Origin of the sequence: Pseudarthrobacter sp. 1G09 (genome assembly GCF_050038305.1) — a bacterium.
Taxonomy (GTDB): Bacteria; Actinomycetota; Actinomycetes; order Actinomycetales; family Micrococcaceae; genus Arthrobacter; species Arthrobacter equi.
Window position 1 is genome coordinate 857,315 of record NZ_CP188306.1, and the last position, 25,745, is coordinate 883,059.

Here is a 25,745-nt window from a genome sequence, read left to right on the forward strand (position 1 = left end):
TATGCCCCTGGCGCCGGAGCTTCATCGGGAGCCACAGTGTGGACCATACCTTTGGGGGTGGGAGCGGATCCGTCGGCCGGCCAGGAGGAAACCGCGGCGACGACGACGCCCCCCGCCATGGCGTCTCCGTCTCCTTTCCCGTCGGTCACGACAGGACCCACAGGGACGGTCCTGCCGCCGCCGGGTGCTCCCCAGGTACCGTCGCCTACGCCTACGCCTACGCCTACGCCTACGCCCTCACCCAGTCCGACTCAAACGCCTACCCCGTCGGCGCCGGCCGCGACTCCCAGCCCGACTCCGACAACTTCGCCCAGGCCCACTCCGACACCAACGCCTACCCCGTCGGTAGCAGCACCAACACCTACGGCAACGCCCACGCCTTCACCCGCTCCGTCGCCGAGCCCGACGCCCACTTCCACGCCCGTGCCAACTCCGACGCCGGTCCCCACACAGGCGCCCACTCCTACGCCCACTCCGACGTCGCCTGCCATGACGCCGACTGCACCTCCGCCGTCGTCCGCGGTGCCCAGCCCGGGGCCGACCTCCACCGCCACCCTGACCCCCACCGTCGCGCCGACCCCAACGCCGCTGCCCTCCGCCACCTTGCCTGCAACGGACCCCTAGGCCGGGAGTTCCTCGGCCCCGGCCGGACCAAACCCCTCACACGTACAGGAAACACGCAGCCGCGACCAGTACCGTGGGGGGTTGGCAACGAAGCACCGGCATGGACAACTACCTGAGGACGCAACGCGTGGCACCCCTGTACCCAATCCACCTGACCCTGAATGATGGCACCACCACCGAGTTCGCCCGGTTCAAGGGGAACGTGGTTCTAGTAGTCAACGTTGCCTCGAACTGTGGTTTCACGCCGCAGTACGCGGGCCTGGAAGCCCTGTATGGCAAGTTCCGCGACAGGGGATTCGAGATCCTGGGTGTCCCCTGCAACCAGTTCGCGGGCCAGGAACCGGGCAGTGACAGCGAGATCGCAGAGTTCTGCGAGCGAAACTTCGGTGTCTCCTTCCCGTTGACCACCAAGGCCGATGTGCGCGGCAAAAACCAGCACCCGCTCTACGCCGAACTGACCAAGTTCAAGACAGGGATCCTTCCGGGACTGGTGAAGTGGAACTTCGAGAAGTTCCTGGTGAACCGCGAGGGCGACGTGGTGGCTCGTTTCGCACCCACCGTGGAGCCGGATTCAGCGGAGGTCATCGACGCGATTGAAAAAGCACTCGGCTGAAATGTAGGCTATGTCCCGAATTTGCCCTGCAGAAAGCGCAGTTCTTTTAGCTTTTTCCACATCAGCTCCGGCGATTTGCCCAAAGTTTGCCAAATGTCTGATTGGATAAATATTACTGAGGGGTACAAGGGAAGCGCCGTTTCCCACCGACCACAGAGGTAGCAATGGAGCACATCGAGGCCGAACATCCCCGGCCACGCCACTTCCTACTCCACCTGAGCGATTCCCATTTGTTGGGAGGGCCGGAGCCCCTGTACGGCGTCGTTGACAGCGAAGCCCGCCTGACGCAGCTCTTTGAAGAGGTCAAGGCGTCCGGGGCAAGGCCGGAGGCCGTCATCTTTACCGGCGATCTTGCCGACAAGGGCGAGCCAGGCGCCTATGCCAAGCTTCGCGCGATCCTCGACCCCGCCTGCGAGGAGCTCGGCGCCGAGGTCATCTGGGCCATGGGAAACCATGACAACCGTGCCAACTTCCGCGAGGGCCTGCTGGACCAGCCCGGCGATGACGCACCGGTGGACAACAGCTACTTCATTAACGGCCTGCGCGTGATCACCATGGACACCACCGTTCCGGGATACCACCACGGCGAGCTGAGCGGGTCCCAGCTGGAGTGGCTGTCCAGGGAACTTGAGACGCCTGCGCCGGACGGCACCATCCTTGCCCTGCACCATCCGCCCGTGCCCTCGGTGCTGGACCTGTCGGTGCTGGTGGAACTTCGTGACCAGGGGTCGCTGGCTGCGGTGGTCCGGAATTCAGATGTGCGGACCATCCTGGCCGGGCACCTGCACTATTCCACCACCGCCACCTTCGCCGGGATCCCGGTGTCGGTGGCCTCCGCAAGCTGCTACACCCAGGACCTCAACGTCCCCGTGGGCGGCACGCGGGGGCAGGACGGCGGCCAGGCATTCAACCTGGTCCACGTGTACGAGCACACGATTGTCCACTCGGTGGTCCCCATGGGAAGCGCGACGACGGTGGGCGAGCACGTGACAGCGGAAGAGACCGCGCGGCGCCTCGAGGCCGCCGGGGTCCGTATCCCCGAGACAGCGAAGCAGCGCACCACGCCAAAAACAAGCGCCACTACCGGGCGCTGACTTTGCGTTGACTTTGCTTTGACCTCCGGAGCGGCAGTGCCACAGCGAGGGCTGTGGCACTGCGGTGCTACTTCTCCCAGGGCGCCTTGATGGGGTAGTACTTCTCCAGGAAATCCGTGACCAGTTCGGCGCGTTCATCGGCGGCGACTTCCGGGAAACTGCCGTCGTTGAGGCAGAAGAAGTCCATGTTGCGCTTGGACAGCAGCTTGGGCAGGTAGTTCAACCCGGCCCGCATAGTGGTGTCCACGTAGCGCACCTTGGCTGCGGTCTGCGTAACGGCCCGCCCGGTCAGCAGCGCGTAGTAGTGGTAAAACGAGTTGGTCACAGAAATGTTGTCGGCTGCCCGGAACCTGCTGGCGGCGGTCTTCCGGAACTCCTCCGGAAACTCCTCCTCCATCTGCGTGATGAGACTCCGGCGCAGCGGCGCGGCAGTGTGTTCCAGGTGGCGGGTGGTGATCCGGCCGAACCTGTTCCACAGCAGCTTGCGGTTGACCCGCGCCGCATTCTCAAACCCGCTGCGTTCCGCGGCGTTGTCGCCCAGGCCGATCCTGGTTTCCGCCTCAATGAACTTCGTGATGCCGCCGGGGGTGAAGAACAGGTCCGGGCTGACCGGCCGGCCGAAGAACATGTCGTCGTTGGAGTACAGGAAGTGCTCCGAGAGCCCGTCGATGTGGTGCAACTGGCACTCGACGGCCTGGGAGTTGTGGGTAGGCAGCACCGAGGGATCGGAGAAGAACTCCTCGCTCCGCACGATGGTCACCGAGGGGTGCTCTGCGAGCCAGGCCGGCGCGGGGGAGTCTGTGGCGATGAAGATGCGGCGGATCCACGGCGCGAACATGTACACAGACCGCAGCGCGTACTTGAGCTCGTCGATCTGCCGGAACCGGGCCTCGTGGTCGTCGCCTTCGCCCAGGACGGCGTCCTTCTGCTGCGCACGCCGGGCGGCAATGTACTCGGGCGAGCTGCCGTCCACCCAGGAGAACACCAGGTCAACGTCGAAGCTGATGTCGCTGGCGTGGTCGGCGAACATGTTCTCGATGGTGGGCCAGGTGTGGCCATAGCGCTCCACCGTTCCGCGGACAGCGTCCTGGCGAAGGAGCGTACGGCGTGTCAGCGAGTTTTCGATGGGCAGGATGATCTGCTCGCCCTCGAAGGACCAAAGCTCGATCTGTACACCGGCCGAGGCTCCGAACTCGAATCCGCCCACCGGTTCCACGCGGGGCCGGTACAGGCGGAAGATGCGCGCCTGCCGGTTGGAGGAGAGCTCGCCGTCCGCAACCAGGACAGACGTCTTCTTCTTGGCATCAACGGTCATGGAGTAGAAAGGTTCGTCCCGGCAGGCCTCCACCAGGGCGGCCCGGAGCTTCTTCCGGTCCCGCCAGCCCAGCGCGATGACGGGCCGGTCGTTGTTGCCGCGCACCAGAAGGTAGGCCAGCCCCGCGTTGGCCAACACGTTGCGCAGGAACAGCAGGTCTTCCACCATGGCCTGGTAGGGCGTCCTGTTGTCGTTGACGACGGCGTAGCGGCCCTTGTGCCGGATCACGTCGGGGCGGAGCCTGAACCGCTGTTCAGCCTCCGCCGAGGTCACCTCGGAATGGAACTGTTCCTCGCTTGAGGGCTGTCCGGCGTAGTAAACCTCGTCCTGGACCGGTGCTTCTGTGATGGTTGTCTCCGTGCTGGTCAAAGTAAGCCTTTCTACCTGCATGATAGCTGGGCCGGGGACACAGCTTGTTTCGCGTGCTTCGGCTTGCCCGCGTCAAGCGGGATGTGGCGGGCCACCCGGGACCGGGTGCCGCGGGGAAGGAACCGGGGTCAGGCGCCCAGCGCCTCCCGCCAGCTGCGCAGGAAGGCGCCGCCGGCGTCGTCGTGGATGACCGAATCTGAAAGTCCCAGGTCCGAGGCCGTCAGGATATCGTACGGTTTCTCCGGGACGCCGTCAGCGGGACGGACGTCCACATGCTTGACCGGATGGTCGTTGTGGTGCAACCAGTCAGCCATGGCGTAATCGGTCCGGGAATCACCCACGGTCCGCCAGGCTTCAGGCGTGATCCCCTGGGCGGCCAGCAGTTCAACCGCCCGGCTCGCCCCAAGGTCCTTGCCCAGCCGCACCGACTCAATGTCGGTGGAGATGATGGTGGGGTCCACGCGGTAGTCCACGTCGTCGTCGGAATTCGGCGCGTGGTGGTCCAGGCGCACCACGCCCAGGCCATGGCGGGCCATCAGCTCCATTGCGTCGGCGTCAAAGAGTTTTTGTTCGGCAAGGTAGTCTGCGCTGGCCACCTCAATGTGCTGCTCCACGGACACCATGGCCCGCTTGGTTTCATCGAAGAACATGTGCGCGCTGTAGTCCTCCGCGACCAGGCGGCGGATATCGTCACCATACTCGGCAGGGACGGCCAGTTCGCGGTCAACGTGCACGGGGCCGGGTCCCGCAGCGGTGTAGCTGAACCACACCGCGCCCTTCTCGCAGACAGCATGGATGACGGTGCCGTCCGGGATGCCCGCAGCGAGCATCGGCTCCATGACCTGCTCGCGGATGAAGGCATCCGAGCGTCCGGTGTTGAAGATGACGGGGATGCCGGCTGCGGCAAGTGCCACAAGGTCTCCGATGATGTCCGGTTTGACGTCCCGCGTGACCGGACTGGCTATCGGCCCGTCCACATCGAGCAGGAGTGCCAGCGGCGGGGTTGACGGCAGGCGGGTTCCGGTCACGGACACGGCGGGGGCTTCGGATGCTGTCATGGAGCCATTGTCTCAGTTGGGTGGTCAACTCCCCGCTCCGGGTGCCTCAAGGTCACCGCGTGTGACATGGTCACCGTTTGGCTACAACCTTGGGGCGGCACGGCCGGGTACTTCCGCTGCCGTCGGCAGGGTGCCTAGGGTGGCATGGTGATATTCAAAGCTGTGGGCGAGGGCCGCCCTTACCCCGACCATGGTTACAGCACGCCCAAGGACTGGGCCTCACTGCCGCCGCGGCCGGTCCGGCTGGACGAACTGGTAACCACCAAGCGCACCCTGGACCTGGAGGCACTGCTGGCCGAGGACTCCACGTTCTTCGGCGACCTGTTCCCGCACGTGGTGCAGTACCAGGGCACCCTGTACCTGGAGGACGGGCTGCACCGCGCGGTCCGGACCGCCCTGCACCAGCGCACCGCCATTCACGCCCGGGTCCTGGTGATAGATGGCTAGGAAGAAGAAGCCGCAGGACGTCAGCGTCCTGCACGGACACCATGTGGTCAGCGGTCAGGAACTGCGTGCCACGTTTGACGCCGGCCAGAACGCCGACGACACTGCCCGTGTACGGCGCCGGGTGCTGCACGGCGTGGTCCTGGTGCTCCTGATCGGGCTGATCGCAGCGGGCATTATCACGGCCCTTGCCATCATCAACGGGAGATTCAGCATCCCCTCTTCGGAGCCCGCCGCGAAGACCGTCAGCGCCTGCCCGGCCGCAACGTTCGACTACAGGCCGAACGAACAGGTCAACCTCAACGTCTACAACTCCACCAGCAGGCCAGGGCTGGCGAAATCCGTGGCGGATGACTTCCTGGCACGCAAATTCGTGGTGGCGACGGTCGGCAACACGGAGCCGAGCTACCGCGGGGTTGCCGCCGTGATCTCCGGAGCTGCCGGGCAGTCCGCAGCCTTCAGTGTCCAGCGGAACCTGCCGGGATCGGACTATTTCCAGGACAGCCGGACGGACGGCACTGTGGACGTCATCCTGTCCCAGGATTACCGGGCTCTTGCGCCGGTGGAACTGGTGGACCAGACTCCCGGCACGCTGAGCTGCCCCAGGGAAAGCCGGCGGGTGGCGGACGATGACATGTGGCCCGTGATGCCCTCGGCAGCGCCCGCTTCCTGACGCCCGTTGCCCTATCAGATAGGGCTGTAAAACCAGCCTTTTGGGGACTCGAAGTGATGGGGGAACTCAGCCGGCCACGGCGCGAAGGGGAGCCAACCGCACGGGCCGGCCGCCGTCGTCGAACCTTGCGCCGGCGCCCAGCTGGATGAACCGCACTGTCCGCGCCACCCGTGCTTCCAGTTCCGCGGGCTCGTCGCTGCCCCTGGCCGCGCTCGAGGACAGGGTCCCCAGGATCAGCTGAGACTGCTGGCCCACATCCGCGGCAGGCAGGTAGCCCTGGTCCATGCCGTCACGGAGGATGCCCTGCAGGAGGATGCTCAGCTCACCGACATGGTCGGCGAGTTTGGCAAAGGACGACGGCGAGAGCACCGCGCCCATGGCGGGTCCGGGCGGCAGGTGGCGCCGGGTAAGGTCCTCCACCTGTGCGCGCACGTACAGGGCCAGCCGCTCCACCGGATTGTCCAGCCGGCTGAGCGCGTCCCGCAGCTCCGTGAGGAATTTTTCCGTCTCCTCCAGCGCGTAGGAGATCAGCAGCTCTTCGATGTCCGCGTAGTAGTTGTACACGGCGGTTCGCCCCACGCCGGCGTGCCGGGCAACGTCGGTCATGGTCAGCCCGGGCAGGCCGTGCGAGAAGAGCAGTTCGCCGAAGGCCGTCAGGATGCGGCGTTGGGTGTCGGCGCGTTGTGCTGCATTGGTGGCCGCTGAAATCCTGGGCATACAGACACTTTACCCCGATGTGTCACTAAACAGTGAGTGCCGCTCCTGCATCCGGGTCAGACGCTGCAGCCGTCCGGGCCGCAGGCTTCGCCGTCGCCGGAATTGACCAGCACCAGGGGGTTGGCGTCCTGCCATGCCTGGTTGAGGGCAGCGGTAAACGTTTCGGCGGGCTGCGCTCCTGAGAGGCCAAACTTCCGGTCGATGACAAAGAACGGCACCCCGCTGATGCCGAGGGCACGGCCTTCCTCGAAATCATTGCGGACGTCGTCGGCATACTTGTCGGTGGTGAAAAGCGCCTCCACGTCCGCGTCCGGAAGGCCCAGGTCGCCGCCGAGTGCGGTGAGGTACTCCCGGCTGCCGATGTCCCTGCCATGCTCGAAGTGGTCGCTGAGCAGTCGCTCCTTGGCCGCATCCTGCCTGCCGTGGGCCGCAGCCAGGTGGATCAGGCGGTGCGCGGTGAAGCTGTTGGCCACCACCACCTTGTCGAACCGATACTCCAGGCCTTCACCCTTGGCCTGCTCTGCAACGTGCTCGAACATCTGGGAGACCTGCTGCGGCGCCATGCCCTTGCGGGTGCTGAGGTATTCAAGTTCGGTGCCGTCGTAGTGCTCGGGGAGGCCGGGATCAAGCTGGTAGCTGCGCCACTGCACCTCAACCGCGGCTCGGTGCGGGAACTCGGCCAGGGCCGCCTCGAAGCGGCGCTTGCCGATGAAACACCACGGGCAGGCAACGTCGGACCAGATCTCGATCTTCATGAACTGCATAACCGGCGCGGTTCAGCCGCCATTCCGGACCCGGGTGTGAGATACCCCACGGTAGGCCTTGTGGGCCGCCGGATCCTGCGCAATAGTCTGATCAGGGGTCCAGCAGCGGGCACCGTAAAACCCATATCACTCCACCGCAGCAAAGTGCACGGCGGCAGGGTGGTGCCCGGCCCGCTGGGGAGCCTGGCCCGTCTCACCTGGGAGGTCAGGATGCGGATTGGCCTGGTTTCAGGACCATGGATTCCTGTTCCACCGGCAACGTACGGCGGGACGGAACGGGTGGTGGACACCCTTGCCCGGGGCTTCGCCGCACTCGGCCACGAGGTACTCCTGGCCGCACCCACTGAAAGTACCTGCCCGGTGCCACTTGTCCCCGGCATGCGCCCGGCGGACTACACGGGCATGGGCACCAGCCTGTCGGAGCTCAGCCACGTGGCCAGGGCCTATGAGGGGCTGGCGGACGTGGACATCATCCACGACCACACCCTTGCCGGACCGCTGTACCTGCACCGGCCCGAAGGGGTTCCGGTAGTGACCACCATCCACGGACCCCTGCATGCCCAGGCCGCCGACATTTACCGGGCCATTGCGCGGACCGCGTCCGTGGTCGCAATCTCCCGCGACCAGGCCTCGCACGCTCCCGAAGTCCCGGTCACGAGAGTGATACACCATGGCATGGACCTCGCGGCGGTTCCCGTGGGCACCGGGCGCGGCGGATATCTGTGCTTCGTGGGCCGGTCCTGCCCGGACAAGGGCCTGACGGAAGCCATCAGCATCGCCCGGAAGTCGGGGATGCACCTGAAGATCGCGGTGAAGATGCGGGAACCGGAAGAGGTGCGCTACTTCCGGGACGTGGTTGAACCCATGCTGGGCCCCAACGAGGACTTTGTGGGGGAGGTGGACGACGCCACCAAGTACCGCCTCATGGGGGAAGCCGTGGCATTCCTCAATCCCATCCAATGGTCCGAGCCGTTCGGCCTGGTCATGATCGAGGCCCTTGCCACCGGCACCCCGGTGGTCGGCACGCCCGTCGGAGCGGCCCCGGAAATCGTAGAACATGGCCGGACCGGATTCCTGGGTGGCGCGGGCCAGCTGGCCGGCTTCGTCCCGGCGGCGGCAAGGCTCGACCGGGGAGCCTGCCGCAGTGCGGTGCAGGCGCGTTTCAGCGCGGAGCGAATGGTGGCGGACCATCTGCGGCTCTACGCCGAACTGATTGGCGGGAGGCTTCAGGCAGGGGTTCCGCATGACGCCGCGGTGGACCAGAATCGATAGGGGCTGCCGGGACTGTCCGGGCAGCGCTTCGCCGCCTGAGAGGGGAATCCCTGATGACCGCCTGGAACGCCGACAACGAAGCCTCCGTGTCCGATTCCGGATCAGTCACCGTCCTGGAAGGCTCTTCCTTCTGCATCTCGTCCGGGAGCGGAGACATCCCGTCCGACGGCGGAACGAACGGTGCGTTCTTCCAGGACACCCGCATCATTTCGGGTTGGATGCTCCGCATCAACGGTGCGGTCCGCGAGCCCCTGACGGCACAGCGTCCGCAGCCCTTCAAGGCGACGTTTGTGGGCAGGGCGACGTGGCCCGGGGGCAGGTTCGACAGTCCGCTGGTGGTCCGGCACGTGCGTCATATCGGCCCGGGCATGCAGGACGACATCACCCTGGAAAACTACGCCGCCGAGCCCGTGGACTGCGACATTGAGCTGCTGGTGGAGGCGGACCAGGCAGACCTGTTCGACGTCAAGGGCAGCCGGGCCACCGGGGGCGACGACACCACGCGCACCGTAACCGACGGGAAACTTGTCATCGAGGCCGTGCGGCACGGCCAGCAGCGGGGAACCGCCATCGGGGCCCGGGGAGCCGAGGTCACCCTGGAGGGCCTGCGATTCCGCGTCACCGTCCCCGCAAGGGGAAAATGGGCCACCAGCATCATTGTTGTGCCGCTGGTCAACGGTGTGGCTCCCGAGCAGCCCTTCCGCGAAGGCCAGCTGCCGCACCACCGGGAAGGGGTGAGGCGGCACCTGGACTGGGAAGAAGGCGTCCCGCGGATCCACGTCGAGGACGCCCGGTTGCAGGACCTGCTCAACCGCAGCCAAAGCGACCTGGGTGCTCTGCGCATCTTCGACCCCCACCATCCGGACCGGGCGGCCGTTGCCGCCGGGGCGCCCTGGTTCATGGCACTGTTCGGCAGGGACTCGCTGCTGACCTCCTACATGAGCCTGATGGTCAACCCCAACCTCGCCTTGGGCACGCTGCAGACCCTGGCAGGCATCCAGGGAAAGAAGGTGGACAACGATTCCGAGGAGGAGCCCGGGCGCATCCCGCACGAGGTCCGGCTGGGGGTCACCGCCGGATTGTCCCTCGGCGGCACGGCCTACTACGGCACCGCCGACGCCACCCCTCTGTTCGTGGCCGTCCTCGGTGAACTGAGCCGCTGGGGGCTGTCCAAGGACGTGATTCAGCCGCTGCTCAGCCACGCGGACCGGGCCCTGGAATGGATAGAGAAATACGGGGACCGCGACGGCGACGGGTTCGTGGAGTACCTGCGCCCCAACGACCACGGGCTGGTCAACCAGGGCTGGAAGGACTCCTGGGACGGCATCAACTTCGCCGACGGGACCATCGCCGAACCACCCATCGCCCTCTGCGAAGTGCAGGCCTACGTCTACTCGGCCTACCTGGGCCGCTCGCTGCTGGCGCACTGGGGCGGGGACTCAGACCTGGAACACCACTGGGCTGCCAAGGCGGCGGCCTTCAAGGAGGAGTTCAACAAGAAATTCTGGCTGCCGGACAAAGGCTATTTCGCCGTCGCACTGGACAAGGACAAACGACCGGTGGACGCCCTGACCTCCAACATCGGGCACTGCCTCTTCTCCGGCATCGTGGACCGGGACAAGGCGCGGTCCGTGATGGAGCACCTGATGTCTCCCCAGATGTTCACGGGCTGGGGCATCCGCACGCTCGCCTCGGACATGGGCGCCTACAACCCCGTCAGCTACCACAACGGGTCCGTCTGGCCGCACGATACCGCCATGGTGGCCACCGGCCTGATGCGCTATGGGTTCGTGGACGAGGCAAGACGGGTGGCCCTGGGGGTCTTCGAGGCAGCCGAACACTTCGACAACCGGCTGCCCGAACTCTTCTGCGGCTTTGACCGCGGTGAGTTCCCCGGCCCCGTGCCATACCCCACCGCATGTTCGCCGCAGGCGTGGGCTGCCGCGGCACCCGTCCAGCTGGCGCGGATCCTCCTCCGTTTCGACCCCGTCTTTACCCGCGGGGTGGTGCACCTGGCACCGATCCTGCCGGACACCGTGGGCACGTTCAGGGCAGAAAACGTCCTGCTGGATTCTTCCAGGGTCACCATCACGGCAAACGGCACCAGCGGCAGCATCGACGGCCTGGCCCCGGGACTGAAGCTCCTGGCCCAGCCGCGCCCGCCACTGGCGTACCCGCCGGGAAGCCCGGAGGCCGCCTCGGACCATGCCGGCCTGAACCAGCCCGGCACGTAGGCAGCTACGCACGCAGGCCGTTACGGCAGGGCGCGTTCCAGCACGAAGTCGTGTTCCACGGTGCTGCCCAGCCGGAAGGACTTGGTGCCCACCTTCCGGAACCCGGACTTCCCGTAGAAGCGGATGGCGCGGGCATTCTGGCTGTTGACGCCCAGCCAGATCCCGGCCCGGCCAGCCTCGGCGGCAGCCTGCACGCTGGCATGCATCAGTTCGGCGGCGGCCCCCAGTCCGTGGTGTTCGGGATGGACATAGCACTTGCTGAGTTCAACCGACGGCGTGAGTGTCAGGGCAGACGCCACGTCCGGGTCCGACGCCGGCCGGTCCACCAGCAGGCTGTACCCGTTGAGCCGGTCGCCGCTGTCCAGTACCAGGATGGTGATGTCCGGATCAGCGAGGTAGCCCCGGAAGTGGTCCTCGCTGAGCGTGTTGGCCAGGTGCGCCGCGATGTCCTCCGGCGATGACGACGGCGGGCAGGCCAGCGGAAAGGTGACGGCCGCCAGCTCAGCCAGCGCGCCGGCGTCGTCCGTGGTGGCGCGGCGGATGGTGTGGCTCATTCGTATCCTCCGGGGTCAGGCGGTGATGGTGCGGATGGGGGAGCCCGCCAGCCAGGCGGTGACGTCCTCGAAGGCGCCGCCGTAGAACTGCCGGTAGCTTTCCTGCGTGACGTAGCCAAGGTGCGGTGACAGGACGGTGTTGGGGGCCGCCAGCAGCGGATGGCCGGCCTGCAGGGGTTCCTGGTCGAAAACGTCCAGGGCTGCGCCGCGGATCCAGCCTTCGTTCAGTGCGTGGACCAGCGCTTCCTGGTCCACGAGGGGGCCGCGGGCGGTGTTGACCAGGATGCCTTCGGGGCCCAGCAGCCGCAGCTCCCGCTCACCCACAGTGTTCTCCGATCGCGGGGAGAGCCGAAGGTGGAGGGTGGCGACGTCGGACACGCGGAACAGCTCCTCCTTCGATACCCGCCGCACCCCGGCGGCCGCCGCGGCTTCGGCTGTGAGGTTCTGGCTCCACGCCACCACATCCATGCCGAAGGCCTTGCCGTAGCCGGCAATACGGCGGCCGATCTTGCCCAGCCCCACCACGCCCAGGGTCTTGCCTGCCAGTTCCACCCCTACGGTCTTCTGCCAGGAGCCCGCCCGCAGCGAGGCTTCCTCGGCCGGAAGGTGCCGTGCAATGGCCAGCAGCAGCGCCCAGGTCAGCTCCGGGGCTGCCGCGGGCGAACCCGGTGTTCCGCAGACCGTGACGCCGTGGTCCGTAGCTGCGGCAACGTCGATGGAGGCGTTGGCCATCCCCGTGGTCACCAGCAGTTCGAGGGCAGGCAGTTTCTCGAACACCTCGCGCGGGAAGGCGGTCCGTTCCCGCATGGCGATCACGATGGTGGCGCCGGCGAGCGCCGAGACCAGCGCATCCTGCGAGGCGAAGGGTTCGCGGAACGTGGAAACTTTGACCCCTTCTGCTTCCAGGGCCGCCCAGTCGGCGTAGCCATGGGCCACATCCTGGTAGTCGTCGAGGATGGCAAGGCGGTGCGGCATGGCGGTGTCCTGTCCTTCGCGGTGTCCGGTGGGGGCAGGTTCATCCTAAACCTGGGGGTCACGCGGTGCCTTGCGGAACCTGCGCCCTGCGCGGCGTGATAGCAATGAAGGTGATGAGTGACTTCCTGTTCCCCTTTTCCGCCCGGTGAGCGGCCGGCTGCTTTCCCGAATTCCCGGCAGCTGGATCCTGCTCGCCTGCATTGGCCTGCTGGCCCTGAACCTGCGCGGGCCGTTCGTGGCCGTGGCGCCGTTGGTGGGTCCCATGCAGGCAGAACTGCATTTCTCCCCTGTGGTGCTGGGGCTGCTGACCAGCATTCCCGTGCTCTGCTTCTCGCTGGCTTCGCCGCTGGCGTCCCTGGCCGCGAGGAAGTTCGGCGCCGAGTTCGCAGTCAGCCTCACCATCCTGGGTGTCCTGGCGGGCGTGCTGGTGCGGTCCGCCGGGGGACCCGCCCTGGTGGTTGCCGGGACGGTGATCATTGGCCTGGCCATCACGGTGGGCAACATTGCCGTGCCGCTGATCATCCGCCGCGACTTCTCGCCCTGGCGGCAGGGGACCGCCATGGGCATCTATACCGCTGCCTTGAACATCGGCTCGTTCCTGACGTCTGTGGCCATGGCGCCGCTGGCTGAATGGACCGGCTGGCGTGCAGCCCTGGCATCGGTGGCCTTCCTGGCCGTGGCCGCCATCGTGGTGTGGACGCTGGCAGTGGGGCCGCGGACCGCGTTCATCGCCTCCGCTGCCGAGGACGCCGGCGAGGCCAAGCTCCCGCCGGTGGCCGGCACCGGCTGGATCACCTTCGGCCTGACGGCCGGGTTCGGCGGCCAGGCCTTCTCCTACTACGGGGTCACCGCCTGGCTGCCCAGCTACCTGCACGACGAGCTGGGCATGTCCGCCGCGGAAGCCGGTGCGGCGTCCTCCATCTTCCAGATCCTCGCCATCGTGGGCGGGCTCGGCGTGCCGTTCGCCGCAAAATACATGAGTACGACGGCGGTGGCGGTCACCTTGGGCGTGTTGTGGACGGCGGTCCCGGCCGGGCTGCTGCTGATGCCACAGCTGTGGTGGCTGTGGTCGACCTGCGGCGGGATTGCCCAGGGCGGCGGCATCACCATCATCTTCATCGCCATCATCCGGCTGGCCCGGAACCAGGCCATGGCCGGCAGGATGTCCGCCACCGTTCAGGGCCTGGGCTACTGCCTCGCCGCGCTTGCCCCGCCACTGGTGGGCTTTGTCCACGACGCCTCGGAATCGTGGACGCCGGCGCTGCTGGTCATCCTCGGCTCGGTGCTGACCTTCTTTGTCAGCACCACCCTCTCCGTCCGCAAGGTGCCGCGGGGCCGCTAAGGCGCGGGCCGCCGTCGGACGTCCCTTCAACACCCGGGCGTGTAAAGGGGTTCCGTTGCCGGGCCGGCGCCCCGGATTTCGGGGGGCCTGTTGCGAAGGGCGTGCCGGCCCGGCAGACGGAAGTCTGTGCAGCTGCGGGTCAGGCCGCTGCGAGCTCCTCCACGGTGGCCTTCTCACGGGCTTCGGTGAGGTAGCGGGCGTAGGCCGGGAGGGTGAGGAAGGACGGGAACTCCGTGGCGAGGGTGACTTCCTCGAAGATGTCCCGGGCGTCCTCGAAACGGTCGCCGTCGAAGCGTTCCAGCCGGGCGAATTCGCCGTCCAGCAGCTCCTCCACCCATTCGTGGGTGATGATCTCGCCGTGGTCGGTGATGGCCCGGGCGTAGATCCACTGCCAGAGCTGGGAGCGGGAGATCTCGGCGGTGGCGGCGTCCTCCATCAGGTTGTGGATGGCCACGGCACCGTTGCCGCGGAGCCAGGACTCGATGTAGCGGATGCCCACTTCGATGTTGTTGCGGATGCCCTGCTCCGTGATGGTGCCGTGCAGGGATGCGATATCGATGAGGGCGCGGTCGTCCGGGGTGACGTCCTCGCGGAGCTTGCCGAGCTGGTTGGAGCGCTCGCCGAGGACGGCGTCGAACACTTCACGGCAGATGGGCACCAGGTCGGGGTGGGCCACCCAGGAGCCGTCGAAGCCGTCGCCGGCCTCGCGGGTCTTGTCCGCCCGGACCTTCTCCAGGGCGTTGGCGTTGGCTTCGGGATCCTTGCGGTTGGGGACGGCCGCGGCCATGCCGCCGATGGCCATGGCGCCACGCTTATGGCAGGCCCGGACCAGTTGCTCGGTGTAGGAGCGCATGAACGGGGCGGTCATGGTCACCTGGCCGCGGTCCGGGAGGACGAAGCGGGGGCCGCGGGTGCGGAAGTTCTTGATGATGGAGAAGATGTAGTCCCAGCGGCCGGCGTTCAGGCCCGAGGCGTGGTCCCGCAGTTCGTAAAGGATCTCCTCCATTTCGAAGGCCGCGGTGATGGTCTCGATCAGCACCGTGGCGCGGATGGTGCCCTGCGGAATGCCGAGCAGGTCCTGGGCCAGGATGAAGATGTCGTTCCAAAGCCGGGCTTCGAGGTGGTTCTCGATCTTCGGCAGGTAGAAGTACGGGCCCTTGCCCTGGGCCAGGAGGCGGCGGGCGTTGTGGAAGAAGAACAGGCCGAAGTCCACGATGCCGCCGGCGATGGGTGTGCCGTCGATGAGCATGTGCTTTTCGGGCAGGTGCCAGCCGCGGGGGCGGACCACGATGGTGGGCAGGTCGCCGGCAGGCTTCAGCCTGTACTCCTTGCCCTCTTCGCTGGTGAAGTCGATCCGGCGTTCCAGGGCGTCGGTGAGGTTCAGCTGGCCCTTGATGACGTTCCGCCACGTGGGGGTGGAGGAGTCTTCCATGTCCGCCAGCCAGACCTTGGCACCGGAGTTCAGGGCGTTAATGGTCATCTTCTTGTCCACCGGGCCGGTGATTTCCACCCGGCGGTCCTCCAGGCCCGGGGCCGGGGGAGCCACCCGCCATGATGCGTCGTTGCGGATGTGCTCAGTCTCGCGGAGGAACCTCGGATCCTGTCCGGCGGCGATGTTGGCGCGGCGGGTCCTTCGTGCCTGCAGCAGTTCCTGCCGGCGTTCCGCGGTGGCGCGGTGCAGCTTGGCAATGAAGGCCAGTGCGTCCGGCGTGAGCACTTCATCCTGCCGGCAAATGGGCTGGGCAGTCATGGTGATGCCGTTGATCGTGAAGCTATCGGTGAAGCTGTTCATGGGAGTTCTCCTTGAAAGGTCCCAACTGGGTAGCAGTAAGTGTCGCTTTGAGCCTCCAAAACGACACCTACTGCTACTTACTTGGGGAGGTATGTACTAGTGGAACTGGCCCTCTTCGGTGGATCCCACCAGGGCCAGGGTGGACGCGTTCGGGTTGAGCGCGGTGGAGAGGGTGTCGAAGTAGCCGGTGCCGACTTCGCGCTGGTGCTTGGTTGCGGTGTAGCCGCGGGATTCGGAGGCGAATTCCTTCTCCTGGAGTTCGACGTAGGCGCTCATGCCTTCCCGGGCGTAGCCGTGGGCGAGATCGAACATCGAGTAGTTCAGGGCGTGGAATCCGGCCAGGGTGATGAACTGGAACGTGAAGCCCATGGCGCCGAGTTCGCGCTGGAACTTGGCGATGGTGGCGTCGTCCAGGTGCTTGCGCCAGTTGAACGAGGGCGAGCAGTTGTAGGAGAGCATCTGGTCCGGGAACTCCGCCTTGACGGACTCCGCGAACTTGCGGGCCAGTTCCAGGTCCGGGGTGCCCGTTTCCATCCAGATGAGGTCGGAGTACGGGGCGTAGGCCTTGGCGCGGGCAATGCAGGGTTCGATGCCGTTGCGGACCTTGTAGAAGCCTTCGGCGGTGCGCTCGCCGGTGATGAATTCCTGGTCCCGTTCGTCCACATCCGAGGTGATCAGGGTGGCCGCTTCGGCGTCGGTGCGGGCAATGACCACCGTGGGGGTTCCGGCGACGTCGGCTGCCAGGCGGGCGGCGTTCAGGGTGCGGACGTGCTGCTGGGTGGGGATGAGGACCTTGCCGCCGAGGTGGCCGCACTTCTTCTCGGAGGCGAGCTGGTCTTCCCAGTGCACGCCGGAGGCGCCGGCCTGGATCATGGATTTCATGAGCTCGTAGGCGTTCAGCGGGCCACCGAAGCCGGCTTCGGCGTCGGCAACAATCGGGACCAGCCAGTCCTCAACGGTCTGGATGCCTTCGGAGAATTCGATCTGGTCTGCGCGGAGAAGGGCGTTGTTGATGCGGCGGACCACGGTGGGGACGGAGTTTGCCGGGTAGAGGGACTGGTCCGGGTAGGTGTGGCCGGAGTTGTTGGCGTCGGCCGCCACCTGCCAGCCGGAGAGGTAAATGGCGCGGAGGCCGGCCTTGACCTGCTGCACTGCCTGGTTGCCGGTGAGGGCGCCCAATGCGTTGGTGTAGCCGCCGGTCTTGTGCTCTTCCGTGAGCTGCTTCCACAGCTTCTCCGCACCGCGGCGGGCCAGGGTCTGCTCTTCGGTGACGCGGCCGCGGAGGCGGACGACGTCGGAGGCTGAGTAGTCCCGGGTCACACCTTCCCAGCGGGGGTTGGCGGCCCACTCGAGCTCCAGGGCGGCGGCCTGCTCTTCGGGCGTCTGCGAGGTGGGCTCAAATGCTGCAGTCATCGTTGATCTCCTTGATTGAGCTCCGGAGCGGGTAGGTGGGAACCGCGTCATTGAGGTTCCCACCGGCTTTTCCGGTGCGGTGTTTCTTTCCGTGAGAACTACTTTTCAGCACTTTCAACCCCCTTTCTAGATGAAAACTATGGAAAGAAACGCACTTCTTCACGTATTCTTCAGAAATGTCGCCTTCAAGCTGGAACAGGGACGTTTCCCAGCCACCGTCCGCCGCCGCAGCGGAGCTGGACGTCATTGCGCTGGGCCGCCGCGTCCGCCATCTCCGCAAGCAAGCCAAGCTCACGCTCGATGACCTGAGTGCCGCCGTCGGCACCGCTCCGAGCCAGCTGAGCCTGATTGAAAACGGCAAGCGCGAGCCTAAACTGACCCTTCTGCAGCACCTGGCAGCGGCACTGAACGTCAGCATCGACCAGCTCCTGGGCGCCGAACCGCCCAGCCGGCGCGCAGCGCTGGAGATCGAGCTGGAGCGGTATCAGCGCGGACCGCTGTACGAGTCCCTCAACCTGCCGAAAATCCGCATCAGTTCGCGGCTTCCGCTGGATGTGCTGGAGGCCCAGATAGGCCTGCTGCACGAACTCGAACGGAAGATGAACGAGCAAGTGGCCACCCCCGAGGAGGCCCGCCGCGCCAACGGTGAACTGCGGGCCATGATGCGGGAACGTGGCAACTACTTCCCGGAGTACGAGGCCGAGGCGCAGAAGGTCCTCAGGGAGGTGGGCTACACCGCCGGTCCGCTGAGCCAGCACGTCATTGCGGACATTGCCGCCCACCTTGGATTTGCCCTGTACCACGTCAGCGATTTGCCGCATTCCACCCGGTCCGTGACCGATTTGAAGAACCGCAGAATTTACCTGACGCAGAGTCAGCGGCAGGACCACGATCCCCGGTCCGTGCTGCTCCAGGCCCTGGGACACTACGTCCTGGGCCACGAAACGCCCCGCAACTACGGAGACTTCCTGGCCCAGCGGGTGGCGACCAACTATTTCGCTGCGGCGCTGCTACTCCCGGAGCAGGCCACCGTGGAATTTTTGCAAAAAGCCAAAGCAGCCAAGGAAATCGCGGTGGAGGACATCCGGGATGCGTTCGCCGTTTCCTACGAGACCGCGGCGCACCGGTTCACCAACCTGGCCACCAAGCACCTGGGCATCACCACGCATTTCCAGAAGACGCACCAGAGCGGGATCATCTACAAGGCCTACGAGAACGATGGCGTGAACTTCCCCCAGGACCACACCGGTGCCATCGAGGGCCAGCCGTCGTGCAAGGCCTGGACCTCACGTGCGGTCTTCGATGTGCCGGACAAGTTCAGTGCCTACAGCCAGTACACCGATACGCCGTCGGGCACGTACTGGTGCACCGCCCGCACCGAACGGTCCGCCAGCGGCGAGTTTTCGCTCAGCATCGGGGTGCCCTACCAGCATGTGAAATGGTTCCGCGGGCGGGAGACTACCGCCCGGGCCACCTCCAACTGTCCCGACCCGAACTGCTGCAAGCGTCCGCCGGCCGCCCTGACTTCGGAGTGGGCCGGGAACGCCTGGCCCTCCGCGCGGGCCCACTCGCATCTGCTGGCGGCCATGCCGCCCGGCGCCTTCCCCGGCGTCGACGAAACCGAGGTGTACAGCTTCCTGCAGGCCCACTCGGGGAGCTGAGCTACACCCATTCGACGGTTCCGGTGGTGGCATGTTCCGGGATCTACCAGCAGCTGATCCTTACGCGCACCTTGGAGTTGGAGATGTCCTCCAGGACGGCGTGCACAACCAGGAACGATTCCTGGCTGCCGGACCAGCGGCCAGCATCATGGAGGAAGTCCAGGAACCGCATCAGGGAGTAGGAGGCCATGACGCCTTCGAAGAGGGTATGCGTGATGAGGGACGACAACCTTGCGCACACCTCCGCTGGATCCAGGGCAGTGATGGGCCGGTTGTCGCCAGTCTCAGGGTAGAAGCGGAAAAAGAGCTTTAGGCTCTCCAGCACCTCCTCGATGTCTGCACTGAATTGGCGCTGGGCATACCAGGAAATGAAGTCCGGAGTCAGGGCTTCCAACTCCCGGATGTTTCCGGGTGACGGGATAACCATCCTGGGAATGGCGGCTTTGAATGGGTCTCCAGGTTGGTTCCGCACCTTGTTCGTTCGCGCGGCCCGTCGGCGCTGATTCCTGTCCACATTGATCCTCGCTTCGCTTTTTGTCCGGGTATCCCAAACAGTAGGAAGGGCGCGGTACGGCTTGCTATCACCGGAAGCGCGTATGTGGATAAGGCACCGAAACCCTGATCCAGCACCCGCTCAGTTGTGGTGGGTTCCCCGCGACGCGCGCTCACTTTCCTGGGGACAGTGGGCGGGCGTTTGGGTGTGTGCCGCCACGAGTGAGCGCGCGCCGCTAGCCGTGGAGGGCTCTGTAGGCTGCAGCCGCGGCCGGGTGCAGCGGGATGCCGGCGGTGTTGATCAGCGTTTCCGGGCTGAGGAACTGCACACCCAGGCTGGACTGAGGAATCAGTTCTCCGGCGTGGTTCACCAGCAGCTGGACGGTCCGCTCGACGGTGCCGGCGTCCAGGTCGGCGCGGCACAGCAACAGGTTGGCTGCCCCCACGGTCCAGACGGCGGGTACGCCCGGGTAGCTTTCCGCGGGGATGAACACGCGGTCGTACTGGGCACCGTGCCGGGCGCGCAGCTCCGGCAACAGGGACGAGAGGTCCAGCAGCGCCAGCGGCACCTCCCTCTGTGCGGCGGAGATGGCTGCCGTGGGTACGCCGCCGGACCAGAACAAAGCGTCCACCGTACCGGCTTTCAGGGCTGCGAGGCCGTCGTTCAGGCCCAGGCTTACGACGGCGACGCTGCCTTGCGCCGCCGGCCCGGCCTCCGCCGAGGTGCCAAGGCCCGCTGCCGCGAGCAGCCGCGGTGTGGTGAGGGATGTCCCCGAACCCGGCTGGCCCACTGCCACGGTCCGCCCGGACAGCTGTGACAGGGCGGTGACGCCGCTGCCTTTCCGCACCACGCAATGGACGTAGTTTTCGTAGACCTTCCCCAACGCGGCCAGTGGCGCGGCGCCCTCGCCGGCCGTTGTGCCCGCATCGTTAGCAGGGTCGGCAACCGCATCGGCCAGGGACACAGCAAGCGTGGCCGTTCCATCCCGCAATTGCGCCAGGTTGTCCAAACTGCCGCCGGTGGCCACGGCTACAGCTTTTTGGGCCACACCGTGGCGTTCCAGGGAAGCGGCCAGCAGCGTGGAAAACTCAAGGTAAAAGCCGCCCGCCTCACCGCCCGCCACGGTCAGCAGCCCGGGCCGGTTCCCGCTGCAGGCGGACAGTACGGACGGGATGAGGGCCGCTGCCGCCAGGCCTGCGCCGGTTTTCAGGATGGACCGCCTGGGCAGGCCGGCACCGGTACGGCCGGACGCCCTGGCCTCAACCACGTCCATCCCCGCCTTCGGAGGGGCGCTGCAGGACCGGAACAGGAAATTCGAGCCGGGCTGACAGTCCATGCGGTGCGGCGGTGCCCAGGACCAGTCGGCCACCGTTGGCCGCCGCCAGTTCACCCACGATCGTCATGCCCAGGCCTGTACCCCGGACCGAGGCGTGCTGCGGCGCCCGCCAAAACCTTGTGGAGGCCTGGGCGAGGTGCTGTTCGGAAAGCCCCGGTCCGTCGTCGTAAATTTCCACCGTGACCGTGGAAAACTCCGCCCTGACGGAAGCAGTGACCGTGGCCCCGGGGGCGTACTTGACCGCGTTGCCCACGAGCTCGCCCACCATTTGGGCAAGCTCGGCCGGCTCGCACGCCACCAGGTCCGGGGACGGCGGCGGGGGAGCGAGAACCAGCCGCACACCGGCGCGGCCCGCAGCCGGGGCAGCCCGCTCCATTTCCTCCTGCAGGACGGGGTAGGGGTCGATCGGCGCAGCAACGGGCCTGGCCTCCGGGCTGTTGAAGGCCCTGACGGCGTCCTCACTGGCCCGGTGCTCGGCGGCGGCCAGCTTCAAGACGTCGTCCAGGATCTCCTCCACCCGCTCCAGCTCGGCCACGGCACTGGCGGCGGCGTCGTGTTCCCGTTCGGTCTTCAGTTCAAGCTGGAGGACGTCCAGCCGCAGCCGCAGAGCGCCGATGGGGTTCCGCAGCTGATGCGACGTGTCGGCGATCAGCTGGCGCTGCGACTCGATGCTGTCGCTGACCGTCCGCGCCATGGCCGTGAAGGACCTGCTCAGTTCGCGCAGCTCCGGCGGACCGTCCTCCGGCAGCCGCCCGGCCCGGCCCGTGCGGCCCAGCTCGGTCACGGCGGAATTCAGCCGCAGGACGGGCCGGAGCACCCAGCCGGTCACGCGTGCGGCGGCGAGCAGCAGGACCGCAGCGAGGGCGACGGCGGCGGCCCCCACCACAAGCCAGCGCTGCTGCAGCTTCGTCCTGGCGGCGTCGAGATTAACGTCCATGGCCACGCCGCCCAGCACCTGGTTGGCGCTGCCGAAGGGGCGGAAGATCACCTCGGAGCCGGAACGGAGCGGCTCCAACGGCGCCAGTGCGGTGCCGTTGACGTTCAGCCGGGCCAGGGACAGCGCGTCCTGCACGTCGGGACGCGATTCACTGAGCCCTCCCGAGCTGAGCGTCTCCTGTTGCAGCCGGACCACGATCCCCTCGGCATAGAGGGCCGAGTACGTGTCCATTTCCCGCTGCAGCCGCGCGGTATCGCCGTCACCGGCCGCATCGAAGGCCACCTGGGCCAGCCGGTTCAGGGACGCCACCCGGTTGATCTGGACCTCCTGCGTCAGCTCCCGCGCCGCCGAGGACAGGATGGTCCCGGACACCAGGAACACCACCGCCAGGCACAGCACGCTGAGGACGCCAAGGACCCGCAACCTCATGCCGGATCCGCCTCCACCCGGTAGCCCACGCCCCGGACGTTGATGATGAAACCGGGTTTCTGCAGTTTGGCCCGCAACCCGGTCAGGTGCACATCCAGGGACCTGGACGAGGCCAGGAACGCATCACCCCACAGGGCATCGAGGATCTGCTCCCGGGTCACCACCGAGCCGGCATGCCGGGCCAGAAGGGCCAGGAGTTCGAATTCCGTGGCCGTCAGCGGCAGGACAGTGCCGTCCCTGGATGCGATCCGGCGGCCCAGGTCAATGTCGAGGTCGCCCAGGACGATGGTGTCCGGAACGCTCCCGGTGCGGCGCCCGGCCCTGCGGGTGACGGCCTCGATCCGTGCCAGCAGTTCCACGAGTTTCACGGGTTTGACCAGATAATCGTCAGCGCCGGAGCGAAGTCCCAGCACCACGCTGCGTTCGTCGTCGCGGGCGGTGAGGATGAGGATGGGACAGTCGGTGATCTGGCGGAGCTTGCGGAGGACGTCCAGGCCGTCCATGTCCGGCAGCCCGAGGTCCAGGAGGATCACTTCGAAGTCCCGGTGGACCAGCAGGGCGTCAGCTCCGCGCGCCACCCTGGTGGTCTTGTGGCCCGCCGTCGCAACACCCGCCGCCAGCGCGCCTGCCATGGCGTCGTCGTCCTCGACGATGAGCACTTCCATGGCCATGTTCCTTCTCTTTGGGGGCGGGGCGTGGGGCAGGACAAGGGTAGGGTGCGGGACCAGCCCGCCTTTGGAGATTACCGCCTCACGGGGAACCGGCGCTTGGGAACGGGGAATTGCCCATTCCTAAGGAAGTGTTAGGAAACCCGCTTCCGCATTGGCTGTGCCGTGGATCACCCATAGTTTGGTGGAGGTCCTCCGCGCTTTCGGGAGACCGTCACACCAAGGAAGGTTCATGATGAGCACCGAACAAGCAGCGCCGCTGACGGGGGCAGCCCGGTCCGAGGCGGCACAGACCCGCCGGGCCGTGGGCAACATTCTCAAGGGCTCCGCCGGAAACCTGGTGGAATGGTACGACGTCTACATCTACACGGCGTTCCTGGCCTACTTCCAGCCGCACTTCTTCAATTCCAAGGACCCGCTGCAGGGGGCCCTCGAAGGCATGGCCGTCTTCGCCGTCACCTTCCTGATGCGGCCCATCGGCAGCTGGTTCTTCGGCCGGTTCGCCGACCGCCGGGGCCGGAAAGCCGCCCTGACGCTGAGCGTGACCATGATGTCCGCCGGTTCCTTCTTCATCGCCATCCTGCCCACCAAGGACGTCATCGGCGTCTGGGCCCTGGTCCTTCTGGTCCTGGCGCGCCTGGTGCAGGGCTTCTCCGTGGGCGGCGAGTACGGCACCAGTGCCACCTACATGTCCGAGGCCGCCACCGCCAAGCGCCGTGGCTTCTTCTCCAGCTTCCAGTACGTCACCCTGATCGGCGGCCAGATGCTGGCCCTGCTGGTCCTGGTGATCCTCCAGAGCGCCCTGGGCAAGGACGCACTGACCGAATGGGGCTGGCGCATTCCGTTCGCCATCGGCGGCGTGGCCGCCCTGGTGGTCCTCTGGCTTCGGCGTTCCATGGAGGAAACCGTCTCCGCCAGCCAGGTGGAAGCCGCCGCAAACGCCAAATCATCCGGCGAGGCACAGCCCGGCACGCTGAAGCTGCTCTTCACCAAGCACTGGAGGGCGCTGCTGATCTGCATCGGCGTCACCCTGGGCGGCACCGTGGCGTTCTACACGTACACCAACTTCATCCTCAGCTTCATGAACAACACCAGCGGCATCCCCAAGGAAACAACCTCGGTCATCAACTTCTGGGCCCTGTTCATCTTCATGCTGCTGCAGCCCGTCTACGGCATCATCTCGGACAAGATCGGCCGCAAGCCGCTGCTGCTCTGGTTCGGCATCACAGGCGTGCTGTTCACCTGGCCGCTGATGTCCGCCCTCGCCGGCACCAAGGACCCGATGGTCGCGTTCCTGCTGATGATGGGCGGCCTGCTGATCGTGGGGGGCTACACCTCCATCAACGCCCTGGTGAAGGCCGAGCTCTTCCCCGCCTCGATCCGAGCGCTCGGCGTGGGACTGGGCTACGCGCTCGCCAACTCGATGTTCGGCGGCACCGTCCCGCTGATCGGCGCAGCCCTGCAGAAGACCGGCCAGGTGGAACTGCTCTTCACCTACGTCACGGTGGCCATCGGGGTATCGCTGCTGGTTTACATCTTCGCGCTCAAGAACAAGAAGTCGACGCACCTGGACCAGGAACAGGGCCACGCCTGGGACGCAGGCGCGGCTTCCGGCACGGACGACGACGATCGCCTGGCTGCCGCCAAGCGCTGAGCTTCCGCAGCACGCACCGGCGCCCGTTCCCTGCTCAGGGGGACGGGCGCCGCCGTCGTTAAGCGTCGCGGCGGCCGTGCCCCGGTGCCGGCAGGCTCAGGTGCCGTGAGCGGCCCGGGGTGGGGACCGCCGTCGTGCGCTGTCCGGTGCTGCCGGTGCGCCTAGCTGCGCCCGCCGCGGCGCCCGGCCAAGGATGCGTGCGCCCGCATCATGCGGGGAACCACCAGATAGACGGCCGTGGGAACCACCACCAGCGTGAGCGTCAGGGCCTTGAATACCGGGTGCCACCCCTCGGTCAGCGGAGCGGAGGCCATCATGCCCAGGGCCACCAGCGGAAAGATTGCCAGCCAGGTGATGATGGCCCGGACGTGGACGGACGGTACGGCCGGCGGCGCGGCCGGTGCCGGCGCTGCGGGGGTCAGGACGGCGGTGCCGGGAACGGTCTCCATGAAAATCTCCAACTAGTTAGTTGCTTTTGCTGTGAACCGAGAATATGCGCGCCGGACAGCAATTGCAACTACCTGGTTGGAATTGCGTAGAATGGGGTCATGGCCTGGAACACTGACCGCACCAAGGAGCTGCTGCTGGCGGCCGCCACCGGGGAATTCAGCGCGAACGGACTGGCTGGTGCACGGGTGGACCGCATTGCCGCCACAGCCGGCGTCAACAAGGAGCGCATCTACCAGTACTTCGGCAAGAAGGATGAGCTGTTCGACGCCGTCCTCGCCGCCGAAATGATCCGCGTCATGACAGAGGTCCCCATCCAGGGCCACGGTCCTGAGGCCTTTGGCGACTATGCCGGCAGGCTCTTCGACCGGCACACCACCGACGGCGTGCTGCCGCGGCTGGTGTTCTGGGAAGGCCTGGAGCGGGGCAGGGAAACCGTCAGCAGGGCCACCCGCACGGACCACTGCGCCATCAAGGTGGGGCAGGTGATGGAGGTGCTCCCCGGTGTGGGCCGCGAAGACGCAGCAGACCTGCTGATCACCGTGGTCACCCTCTGCGACGGGTGGCCGGTCCTGCCCCAGATCGACGCGCTCCTGGCGGGCAGCGGCCCGGACCGGGCCGCCCGCCGTCGGTCGTTCATCGTGCGGACCGCAACGCTGATGGCCGGCGCCCTGCTGGAGGACGCCGCAGGAGGCCGCTCCGCTGTGCCGGCGGTGGCGGCAGCCGCGGACTGAAGCGGGCAGAACTCCCCATGGCCCCGGCCTGAAGGCCGGGTAAAGTCTGCTGAAGCGGAATCCGGCCGTCACCGCGCAGGTGGGCGGCGCCACTTAACAGGGGCCGGTGAGCCGCGCGGACTATATTGGGGCG

24 protein-coding genes are annotated in these 25,745 nt (G+C 66.7%); 11 read left to right on the top strand and 13 right to left on the bottom strand.

Annotated elements, in window-relative coordinates; translation table 11 throughout:
- The first annotated feature begins 38 nt into the window (after nt 1–38).
- The 3 genes from ACP3TD_RS04095 (at nt 39) to ACP3TD_RS04105 (ending at nt 2,331) form a co-directional block, all read left to right on the top strand.
- Entirely contained in the window at nt 39–740 is a 702-nt protein-coding gene (locus tag ACP3TD_RS04095) for a hypothetical protein (RefSeq protein WP_426767320.1), read from the top strand.
- Nucleotides 725–1,237 carry a glutathione peroxidase gene (locus ACP3TD_RS04100; protein ID WP_045729997.1) on the top strand — a complete coding sequence of 171 codons (513 nt, stop codon included), beginning with the start codon at nt 725–727 and terminating at the stop codon, nt 1,235–1,237. Before ACP3TD_RS04095 ends, ACP3TD_RS04100 begins: the two co-directional genes overlap by 16 nt.
- 164 nt (nt 1,238–1,401) lie before the next feature.
- Nucleotides 1,402–2,331, top strand: coding sequence for a phosphodiesterase (locus ACP3TD_RS04105; protein ID WP_426765666.1), 930 nt, complete (start codon nt 1,402–1,404; stop codon nt 2,329–2,331).
- Nucleotides 2,332–2,398: 67 nt separating this feature from the next.
- Here ACP3TD_RS04105 and ACP3TD_RS04110 read toward each other — a convergent pair whose 3' ends face one another.
- Nucleotides 2,399–4,036 carry a stealth family protein gene (locus ACP3TD_RS04110; protein WP_426765668.1) on the bottom strand — a complete coding sequence of 546 codons (1,638 nt, stop codon included), beginning with the start codon at nt 4,034–4,036 and terminating at the stop codon, nt 2,399–2,401.
- Between the two features lie 107 nt (nt 4,037–4,143).
- A complete protein-coding gene (locus tag ACP3TD_RS04115; protein WP_426765670.1) occupies nt 4,144–5,073 on the bottom strand; it encodes a hypothetical protein in 930 nt (309 codons plus the stop codon).
- Between the two features lie 147 nt (nt 5,074–5,220).
- On the opposite strand from ACP3TD_RS04115, the gene ACP3TD_RS04120 reads away from it, so the two are divergent.
- Nucleotides 5,221–5,520 carry a type II toxin-antitoxin system VapB family antitoxin gene (locus ACP3TD_RS04120; RefSeq protein ID WP_171908923.1) on the top strand — a complete coding sequence of 100 codons (300 nt, stop codon included), beginning with the start codon at nt 5,221–5,223 and terminating at the stop codon, nt 5,518–5,520.
- Nucleotides 5,513–6,190, top strand: a complete 678-nt coding sequence (locus ACP3TD_RS04125; RefSeq protein ID WP_426765672.1) for a LytR C-terminal domain-containing protein — start codon at nt 5,513–5,515, stop codon at nt 6,188–6,190. Before ACP3TD_RS04120 ends, ACP3TD_RS04125 begins: the two co-directional genes overlap by 8 nt.
- 66 nt (nt 6,191–6,256) lie before the next feature.
- Here ACP3TD_RS04125 and ACP3TD_RS04130 read toward each other — a convergent pair whose 3' ends face one another.
- Nucleotides 6,257–6,907: a TetR/AcrR family transcriptional regulator gene (locus tag ACP3TD_RS04130; RefSeq protein ID WP_426765674.1), complete on the bottom strand. Its 651-nt coding sequence runs from the start codon at nt 6,905–6,907 to the stop codon at nt 6,257–6,259.
- A 56-nt stretch (nt 6,908–6,963) separates the two neighbouring features.
- Nucleotides 6,964–7,662 carry a DsbA family oxidoreductase gene (locus ACP3TD_RS04135; protein ID WP_426765676.1) on the bottom strand — a complete coding sequence of 233 codons (699 nt, stop codon included), beginning with the start codon at nt 7,660–7,662 and terminating at the stop codon, nt 6,964–6,966.
- 219 nt (nt 7,663–7,881) lie between these two features.
- Here ACP3TD_RS04135 and ACP3TD_RS04140 point away from each other — a divergent pair, with 219 nt between their 5' ends.
- A complete protein-coding gene (locus ACP3TD_RS04140; protein WP_426765678.1) occupies nt 7,882–8,943 on the top strand; it encodes a glycosyltransferase family 4 protein in 1,062 nt (353 codons plus the stop codon).
- A gap of 53 nt (nt 8,944–8,996) precedes the next feature.
- The gene (locus ACP3TD_RS04145; protein ID WP_426765680.1) at nt 8,997–11,177 is read left to right on the top strand and encodes a glycogen debranching N-terminal domain-containing protein; all 2,181 of its coding nucleotides are present in this window, start codon (nt 8,997–8,999) and stop codon (nt 11,175–11,177) included.
- A 20-nt stretch (nt 11,178–11,197) separates the two neighbouring features.
- On the opposite strand, the gene ACP3TD_RS04150 is transcribed toward ACP3TD_RS04145, so the two are convergent.
- Nucleotides 11,198–11,731: an N-acetyltransferase family protein gene (locus ACP3TD_RS04150; protein ID WP_426765682.1), complete on the bottom strand. Its 534-nt coding sequence runs from the start codon at nt 11,729–11,731 to the stop codon at nt 11,198–11,200.
- A gap of 15 nt (nt 11,732–11,746) precedes the next feature.
- Complete coding sequence (locus ACP3TD_RS04155) at nt 11,747–12,706, bottom strand: D-2-hydroxyacid dehydrogenase family protein (protein WP_426765684.1); 960 nt, start codon at nt 12,704–12,706, stop codon at nt 11,747–11,749.
- 145 nt (nt 12,707–12,851) lie between these two features.
- Between ACP3TD_RS04155 and ACP3TD_RS04160 the strand changes: the two genes are divergently transcribed.
- Nucleotides 12,852–14,048: a CynX/NimT family MFS transporter gene (locus ACP3TD_RS04160; RefSeq protein WP_426765686.1), complete on the top strand. Its 1,197-nt coding sequence runs from the start codon at nt 12,852–12,854 to the stop codon at nt 14,046–14,048.
- A 139-nt stretch (nt 14,049–14,187) separates the two neighbouring features.
- Here ACP3TD_RS04160 and aceB read toward each other — a convergent pair whose 3' ends face one another.
- Complete coding sequence (aceB, locus tag ACP3TD_RS04165) at nt 14,188–15,840, bottom strand: malate synthase A (protein WP_426765687.1); 1,653 nt, start codon at nt 15,838–15,840, stop codon at nt 14,188–14,190.
- Between the two features lie 96 nt (nt 15,841–15,936).
- Complete coding sequence (gene aceA / locus ACP3TD_RS04170) at nt 15,937–17,253, bottom strand: isocitrate lyase (RefSeq protein ID WP_426765688.1); 1,317 nt, start codon at nt 17,251–17,253, stop codon at nt 15,937–15,939.
- A gap of 176 nt (nt 17,254–17,429) precedes the next feature.
- On the opposite strand from aceA, the gene ACP3TD_RS04175 reads away from it, so the two are divergent.
- Nucleotides 17,430–18,914: a helix-turn-helix domain-containing protein gene (locus ACP3TD_RS04175; protein ID WP_426765689.1), complete on the top strand. Its 1,485-nt coding sequence runs from the start codon at nt 17,430–17,432 to the stop codon at nt 18,912–18,914.
- Between the two features lie 43 nt (nt 18,915–18,957).
- On the opposite strand, the gene ACP3TD_RS04180 is transcribed toward ACP3TD_RS04175, so the two are convergent.
- The 4 genes from ACP3TD_RS04180 to ACP3TD_RS04195 all read right to left on the bottom strand — a co-directional run bounded on the left by ACP3TD_RS04180 (nt 18,958) and on the right by ACP3TD_RS04195 (nt 22,774).
- Nucleotides 18,958–19,308 carry a hypothetical protein gene (locus tag ACP3TD_RS04180; protein WP_426765690.1) on the bottom strand — a complete coding sequence of 117 codons (351 nt, stop codon included), beginning with the start codon at nt 19,306–19,308 and terminating at the stop codon, nt 18,958–18,960.
- Nucleotides 19,309–19,642: 334 nt separating this feature from the next.
- The gene (locus ACP3TD_RS04185; RefSeq protein WP_426765691.1) at nt 19,643–20,680 is read right to left on the bottom strand and encodes a TAXI family TRAP transporter solute-binding subunit; all 1,038 of its coding nucleotides are present in this window, start codon (nt 20,678–20,680) and stop codon (nt 19,643–19,645) included.
- Nucleotides 20,667–22,109, bottom strand: a complete 1,443-nt coding sequence (locus ACP3TD_RS04190) for a sensor histidine kinase (RefSeq protein ID WP_426765692.1) — start codon at nt 22,107–22,109, stop codon at nt 20,667–20,669. Before ACP3TD_RS04190 ends, ACP3TD_RS04185 begins: the two co-directional genes overlap by 14 nt.
- Nucleotides 22,106–22,774, bottom strand: a complete 669-nt coding sequence (locus tag ACP3TD_RS04195) for a response regulator transcription factor (RefSeq protein ID WP_426767127.1) — start codon at nt 22,772–22,774, stop codon at nt 22,106–22,108. The genes ACP3TD_RS04190 and ACP3TD_RS04195 overlap by 4 nt, the downstream gene beginning before the upstream one ends.
- Before the next feature lie 238 nt (nt 22,775–23,012).
- Here ACP3TD_RS04195 and ACP3TD_RS04200 point away from each other — a divergent pair, with 238 nt between their 5' ends.
- Nucleotides 23,013–24,431 carry an MFS transporter gene (locus ACP3TD_RS04200; protein ID WP_426765693.1) on the top strand — a complete coding sequence of 473 codons (1,419 nt, stop codon included), beginning with the start codon at nt 23,013–23,015 and terminating at the stop codon, nt 24,429–24,431.
- Between the two features lie 161 nt (nt 24,432–24,592).
- On the opposite strand, the gene ACP3TD_RS04205 is transcribed toward ACP3TD_RS04200, so the two are convergent.
- Nucleotides 24,593–24,880, bottom strand: coding sequence for a hypothetical protein (locus ACP3TD_RS04205; RefSeq protein ID WP_426765694.1), 288 nt, complete (start codon nt 24,878–24,880; stop codon nt 24,593–24,595).
- Between the two features lie 99 nt (nt 24,881–24,979).
- On the opposite strand from ACP3TD_RS04205, the gene ACP3TD_RS04210 reads away from it, so the two are divergent.
- Nucleotides 24,980–25,612: a TetR/AcrR family transcriptional regulator gene (locus ACP3TD_RS04210; protein WP_426765695.1), complete on the top strand. Its 633-nt coding sequence runs from the start codon at nt 24,980–24,982 to the stop codon at nt 25,610–25,612.
- The last annotated feature ends 133 nt before the right edge of the window (nt 25,613–25,745 follow it).

Bases quoted from the DNA above. Each gene is read 5' to 3' on its own strand.
- ACP3TD_RS04125 (WP_426765672.1), top strand. From the start codon at position 5,513: ATGGCTAGGAAGAAGAAGCCGCAGGACGTCAGCGTCCTGCACGGACAC.
- ACP3TD_RS04175 (WP_426765689.1), top strand. From the start codon at position 17,430: ATGTCGCCTTCAAGCTGGAACAGGGACGTTTCCCAGCCACCGTCCGCC.
- ACP3TD_RS04195 (WP_426767127.1), bottom strand. From the start codon at position 22,774: ATGGAAGTGCTCATCGTCGAGGACGACGACGCCATGGCAGGCGCGCTG.
- ACP3TD_RS04100 (WP_045729997.1), top strand. From the start codon at position 725: ATGGACAACTACCTGAGGACGCAACGCGTGGCACCCCTGTACCCAATC.
- aceB (WP_426765687.1), bottom strand. From the start codon at position 15,840: ATGAACAGCTTCACCGATAGCTTCACGATCAACGGCATCACCATGACT.
- ACP3TD_RS04130 (WP_426765674.1), bottom strand. From the start codon at position 6,907: ATGCCCAGGATTTCAGCGGCCACCAATGCAGCACAACGCGCCGACACC.
- ACP3TD_RS04115 (WP_426765670.1), bottom strand. From the start codon at position 5,073: ATGACAGCATCCGAAGCCCCCGCCGTGTCCGTGACCGGAACCCGCCTG.
- ACP3TD_RS04105 (WP_426765666.1), top strand. From the start codon at position 1,402: ATGGAGCACATCGAGGCCGAACATCCCCGGCCACGCCACTTCCTACTC.
- ACP3TD_RS04140 (WP_426765678.1), top strand. From the start codon at position 7,882: ATGCGGATTGGCCTGGTTTCAGGACCATGGATTCCTGTTCCACCGGCA.
- aceA (WP_426765688.1), bottom strand. From the start codon at position 17,253: ATGACTGCAGCATTTGAGCCCACCTCGCAGACGCCCGAAGAGCAGGCC.
- ACP3TD_RS04185 (WP_426765691.1), bottom strand. From the start codon at position 20,680: ATGGACGTGGTTGAGGCCAGGGCGTCCGGCCGTACCGGTGCCGGCCTG.
- ACP3TD_RS04190 (WP_426765692.1), bottom strand. From the start codon at position 22,109: ATGAGGTTGCGGGTCCTTGGCGTCCTCAGCGTGCTGTGCCTGGCGGTG.
- ACP3TD_RS04155 (WP_426765684.1), bottom strand. From the start codon at position 12,706: ATGCCGCACCGCCTTGCCATCCTCGACGACTACCAGGATGTGGCCCAT.
- ACP3TD_RS04110 (WP_426765668.1), bottom strand. From the start codon at position 4,036: ATGCAGGTAGAAAGGCTTACTTTGACCAGCACGGAGACAACCATCACA.
- ACP3TD_RS04200 (WP_426765693.1), top strand. From the start codon at position 23,013: ATGAGCACCGAACAAGCAGCGCCGCTGACGGGGGCAGCCCGGTCCGAG.
- ACP3TD_RS04150 (WP_426765682.1), bottom strand. From the start codon at position 11,731: ATGAGCCACACCATCCGCCGCGCCACCACGGACGACGCCGGCGCGCTG.
- ACP3TD_RS04145 (WP_426765680.1), top strand. From the start codon at position 8,997: ATGACCGCCTGGAACGCCGACAACGAAGCCTCCGTGTCCGATTCCGGA.
- ACP3TD_RS04205 (WP_426765694.1), bottom strand. From the start codon at position 24,880: ATGGAGACCGTTCCCGGCACCGCCGTCCTGACCCCCGCAGCGCCGGCA.
- ACP3TD_RS04135 (WP_426765676.1), bottom strand. From the start codon at position 7,662: ATGAAGATCGAGATCTGGTCCGACGTTGCCTGCCCGTGGTGTTTCATC.
- ACP3TD_RS04210 (WP_426765695.1), top strand. From the start codon at position 24,980: ATGGCCTGGAACACTGACCGCACCAAGGAGCTGCTGCTGGCGGCCGCC.